At 57.8% G+C, this 3,951-nt stretch carries 4 protein-coding genes; 1 reads left to right on the forward strand and 3 read right to left on the reverse strand.

The genetic code is table 11. The features are described from left to right. Window positions 1-1,645 (forward strand): hypothetical protein (locus ACF8AM_RS24005; protein ID WP_392558079.1); only part of this gene is annotated, 1,645 nt, incomplete at its 5' end. Between the two features lie 53 nt (window positions 1,646-1,698). On the opposite strand, the gene ACF8AM_RS24010 is transcribed toward ACF8AM_RS24005, so the two are convergent. The 3 genes from ACF8AM_RS24010 to ACF8AM_RS24020 form a co-directional block, all read right to left on the reverse strand. After that, the gene (locus tag ACF8AM_RS24010) at window positions 1,699-1,938 is read right to left on the reverse strand and encodes a hypothetical protein (RefSeq protein WP_392558080.1); all 240 of its coding nucleotides are present in this window, start codon (window positions 1,936-1,938) and stop codon (window positions 1,699-1,701) included. Window positions 1,939-2,043: 105 nt separating this feature from the next. Continuing rightward, entirely contained in the window at window positions 2,044-2,862 is an 819-nt protein-coding gene (proC, locus tag ACF8AM_RS24015) for a pyrroline-5-carboxylate reductase (RefSeq protein WP_392558081.1), read from the reverse strand. 54 nt (window positions 2,863-2,916) lie between these two features. Further along, on the reverse strand, window positions 2,917-3,951 hold a 1,035-nt coding region (locus ACF8AM_RS24020), incomplete at its 5' end, for a protein kinase (protein ID WP_392558082.1).

Genomic DNA, 3,951 nt, shown 5'->3' on the forward strand with positions numbered 1-3,951 from the left:
GGTCAGCGACGACGCCGGAGGGACTCGCGTGGTTTGCCCGAATTGTCGAGAGACGTTCTTGGTCCCTGGGATTTCTGCCAGCTCCTCCAATGATGACGACGATTGGCTGGAGCTGAGCGATCCGCCAGCGAAGCCCGCGGCCAAACCGCAGGATGCGAGCGTCACGCCGACCAAGATTTCTCGGTCGACGCCGCCAAAGCCCGCTGCGAAAGGTCCGGCCAACCAGTCCAAGTCAGAGGCCGACGCACCGCCGCCGGCCTCCACATCGGAAGGCGACATGTTTGACATGGACCTGCCGCCGGTCGACTCCGCGTCCGATGACAGTGACCCGTTCGGGTTCGCCAACATCCCGGATCTATCGGACGATTCGAACGCGGCAGCAGCGGGCAAGTCGACGGATGCCTTCGACGATCCCGATGATCCGTTCAACTTTGACGCAATGGAAGAATCGGCCCAAGCCTTCCCCAGTGCGGCGGGTGCTGCACCGAAGCAGGATGCCGTGGTCGACCCACTGTTCGAACAAGCCGCTGCATTGGCAGCTTCGAGCAGCAAGCCGAAACCACCAGCGACGGATCAACCAGTCGCTCACAACGTCGAATACGAAGAGCACTACCGAGTCCGATGCCCGGTGTGTGCGACGATGCTGAACGTCACCGCCGCTCAAGCGGGCAAACAGGTACGCTGCCACGATTGCCACAAGATGATCAAGGTGCCGCCGGCGCCTCGGAAGAAAAAGAAGGTCGTGATCGACATGGATCGCGCCCAGACGTTTCAGTTCAACGAAACCGCGGTGACTCAAAACGATCGCCCTGCCGATCCGTTCCGCAAATCCGCGCAGGAACTGCTTGCCGAAGCGTCTCGCACCGAAGAGGAGTCATCGGCACCCGATTTGGATGTGCCGAAGATTTCCGATTGGGCCAAGTCCATCTTCGGAATTTTCGGCCAATTGGGAGTCACCGTTCACTGGCTGATTTTGTCCACCATTGCGTCGTCAGTCGCTGCGATTTCCATCGCAACGGGTTATGACGCGGCGCTGAAGTTCCTCTTCCCCGCCGGTCTCGTTTACGGTGCGATGGTGCTGGCTTGCGGGTTCACCATCCTACAATCGGTCAGCAACGACGAAGACGCGGTGTCGGAATGGCCGCTGACCCTGGAACCCATGGAGTGGTTCGCGCCGACGTTGTTCTGCTTCGCCGCCGTTGGTCTGACAGGCGGTCCCGGTTGGTTGATTGGGACCATGGCGTTTGGTCAAAACCTGGCAACCGTTTGCCTGATCATGCTCTCGGTGTTCTTGCTGTTCCCGTTTGTTCTGCTGTCGATGTTGGACATGCAGAACATGTTCGTTCCGTTTTCACCGGAAGTCGGACGCAGCGTGACTCGTTGCGAAGAAGCCTGGGGCGACTTCTATCTTTCCGCCGCATTGATTTTCTTTGCGACTTTCCTGATCTTTGCAGCCGCCAGTCTGATGGCGCCGGTCGCGGCCGCAGCGATTTGTGTCTTCGCCGCAACAGCCGGCACGTTCATCTACTTCGCGATGCTTGGTCGATTGGCCAAAGCGATTGGCCAATCGGTCAACGACAAACCAAGAGAGAACGACATCAACGAAATTCGCGAAACCGAGCGTGCTCGCGATGCGGGTGAGTGAAACCGCGTCGGCGTTTTGTGTCGTCAGGCACAATGGGTGAAGCGGCTGACGATTTAAAACGGCCGGTCGTCGGAATCTCCCCGTGGATCGCCGCACCATCGATTCAGAGCTTCCAAGACCTCATCACGCTCGCCTGCGTTGGTCCAGACCGAATCGTCGACGTCCAAGCGGATTTCGTAGTAGCCCTCCCGCTGACAGTCTTCTTCGCCACAAAAATGCGGCAGATCCGCTACCCAAACGACTCGGTACAGTGGCACGTGCTTGTCGTCGACTTTGACGATCGGCGAAACCATCGCGGCGTCCCTACAAAAAGTGAAAGTGAAATGGAATGAACGTGAACTCGTCCTGCGAAAGCCGGGCGACTTCCGAAGACTCCAGTGTCAGTGCCGAGAGATCGGCTACGCCAACTCTCGACTGCGATTGGCCGAGGCCTGAACGGCTTGGATCATCGCTCCTCGAACTGCATTCTGTTCCAGGACGCTCATGGCGGCAATGGTCGTTCCGCCGGGGCTGCAAACGTTGTCTTTCAATACACCGGGGTGCTCACCCGTTTCGCGAACCATTTTCGCCGCACCCAAAACCGTGTGCGTGGCCAACTTCAACGCCGTTGCGCGAGGCAATCCGGCTGCGACACCGCCATCCGCTAGGGCTTCGATGATCAGAAACACATAAGCAGGTCCGGAACCACTGACGCCCGTCACCGCGTTCATTTGCGGTTCGGTGACCAGTGACGAAATCCCAACGCTGTCCAGCATCGTCTCGATCAAGGCCACATCTTCGTCGCTGACACCGGAACTGACGCAATAACCGCTGGCGCCTTCCCCGACCAAACTGGGCGTGTTCGGCATGACTCGGACGACGCGGTCGTGCCCGACACCCTGGGTCAGTTTGTCCAAACCGATTCCTGCAGCAATGGAAACAATCAGTCGTCCGGACCAATCGGCGGTTTTCCCGGCCGCGTTTTTGACAGACAGCACATCCGCAATGATATGCGGCTTGACGGCCAGCATGACCGTGTTGGCATCGGAGACCGCTTCGACGGTATCGGTGCTGGTCGTGCACCCTGGATATTTCGCCGTCCACCATTCGCCCGTCGCAGGGGTTTGGTGAACAACGGTCAGCTCACTGGCTTTCAAGCATCCACTTTCCAGCATTCCGCCCACAAGAGCGCGAGCCATTTGGCCGCCGCCGATAACCGTCAATCCGGTGAGTTGCATGTCGAGTTTCAATCCATCTGTCGCGTGTTGTGAAAGAGTGGACGGAAAGACGACTCAGAACATTCCCGGCGTTCGCTTTTCGATGTTCGCAAGCAACTGCATCAACGCAACACGAAGTTGCTTGACTCGCAGCGGCAAAGGCAACAGCACGCGATTGGGACCGCGTTTGGCGCGGCTGATGATGTGGCCTTGGCGTTGATCGACGAGCAAGATCGCCGGAATTTCGGCCGTCTTTTCGTCCGTGACGAAATGGTTGTAGGCCTCCAACGCATCGTTGCCAAGTTCGGCTGCACCAAAGATCACACAATCGGCCGGATTCTCGATGTCGTCCTCGAACCGAGCCAACGCCCGCTTCGGATCCGCGATAATCAAGACTCGGTATCCACGTGCTTTCAATCGCTCGCGAACCGCATTTTGCAGATTCGCTTTGGATTCAACCAGCATCACGACGTAGCCTTCGCCCTCATTGGTGACCACTTGATCGTCACCAACATCGGCGGCATTCACGGTCCCACTCGTGTCATGGACCTGGCGCTCCGTGGGACCTCGTTTCAATGTTTCCAGCACACGTTCGACTTCGATCTTCATCGCCGAAGCGGACTGGATTCGTTTTTCAGGATCGTAAGCCAAGATCTTCATCAGCAATTGGCTGACAATCCCGGGACAATCCGGAACGAATTCCGTGATCGGTTTGATTTCTTGGAAACGCGACACGTTCAACCGCGCCAGGCGGTCACGCGTTTCGGACAATGCCGGCGTGCCAGCCAACATGTGATAAAGCATGTTGCCGGTAAAGAAGACGTCACTTCGCGGGTCATCCTTGCGAACGTTGGTGCCTCGTTCCAATGCCGCGTAGTCAATCGCACGAGCGTTGGGGCAATCCGCGACTTGTTCCGGGTTGTTGCGATCGGCCAAAGCGGCCAAACCAAAGTCAACCAGCTTCGCGGTACCAGACGAGGAAATCAGCACGTTGGACAGCTTCAAGTCACGGTGCGAGATTCCCAATCCAGCGGCGTGAGCTAGCCCGGCAGCGATCTCCATCGTCAATTTCAGCGAAAGCTCCACCGGGAGTTGTTTCCGAATTCGGAC

The organism is Rhodopirellula sp. JB055 (assembly GCF_043100905.1).
GTDB lineage: Bacteria > Planctomycetota > Planctomycetia > Pirellulales > Pirellulaceae > Rhodopirellula.

Coding starts and splice junctions, on each gene's coding strand:
- ACF8AM_RS24010 (WP_392558080.1), bottom strand. CDS start 1,938: ATGGTTTCGCCGATCGTCAAAGTCGACGACAAGCACGTGCCACTGTAC.
- proC (WP_392558081.1), bottom strand. CDS start 2,862: ATGCAACTCACCGGATTGACGGTTATCGGCGGCGGCCAAATGGCTCGC.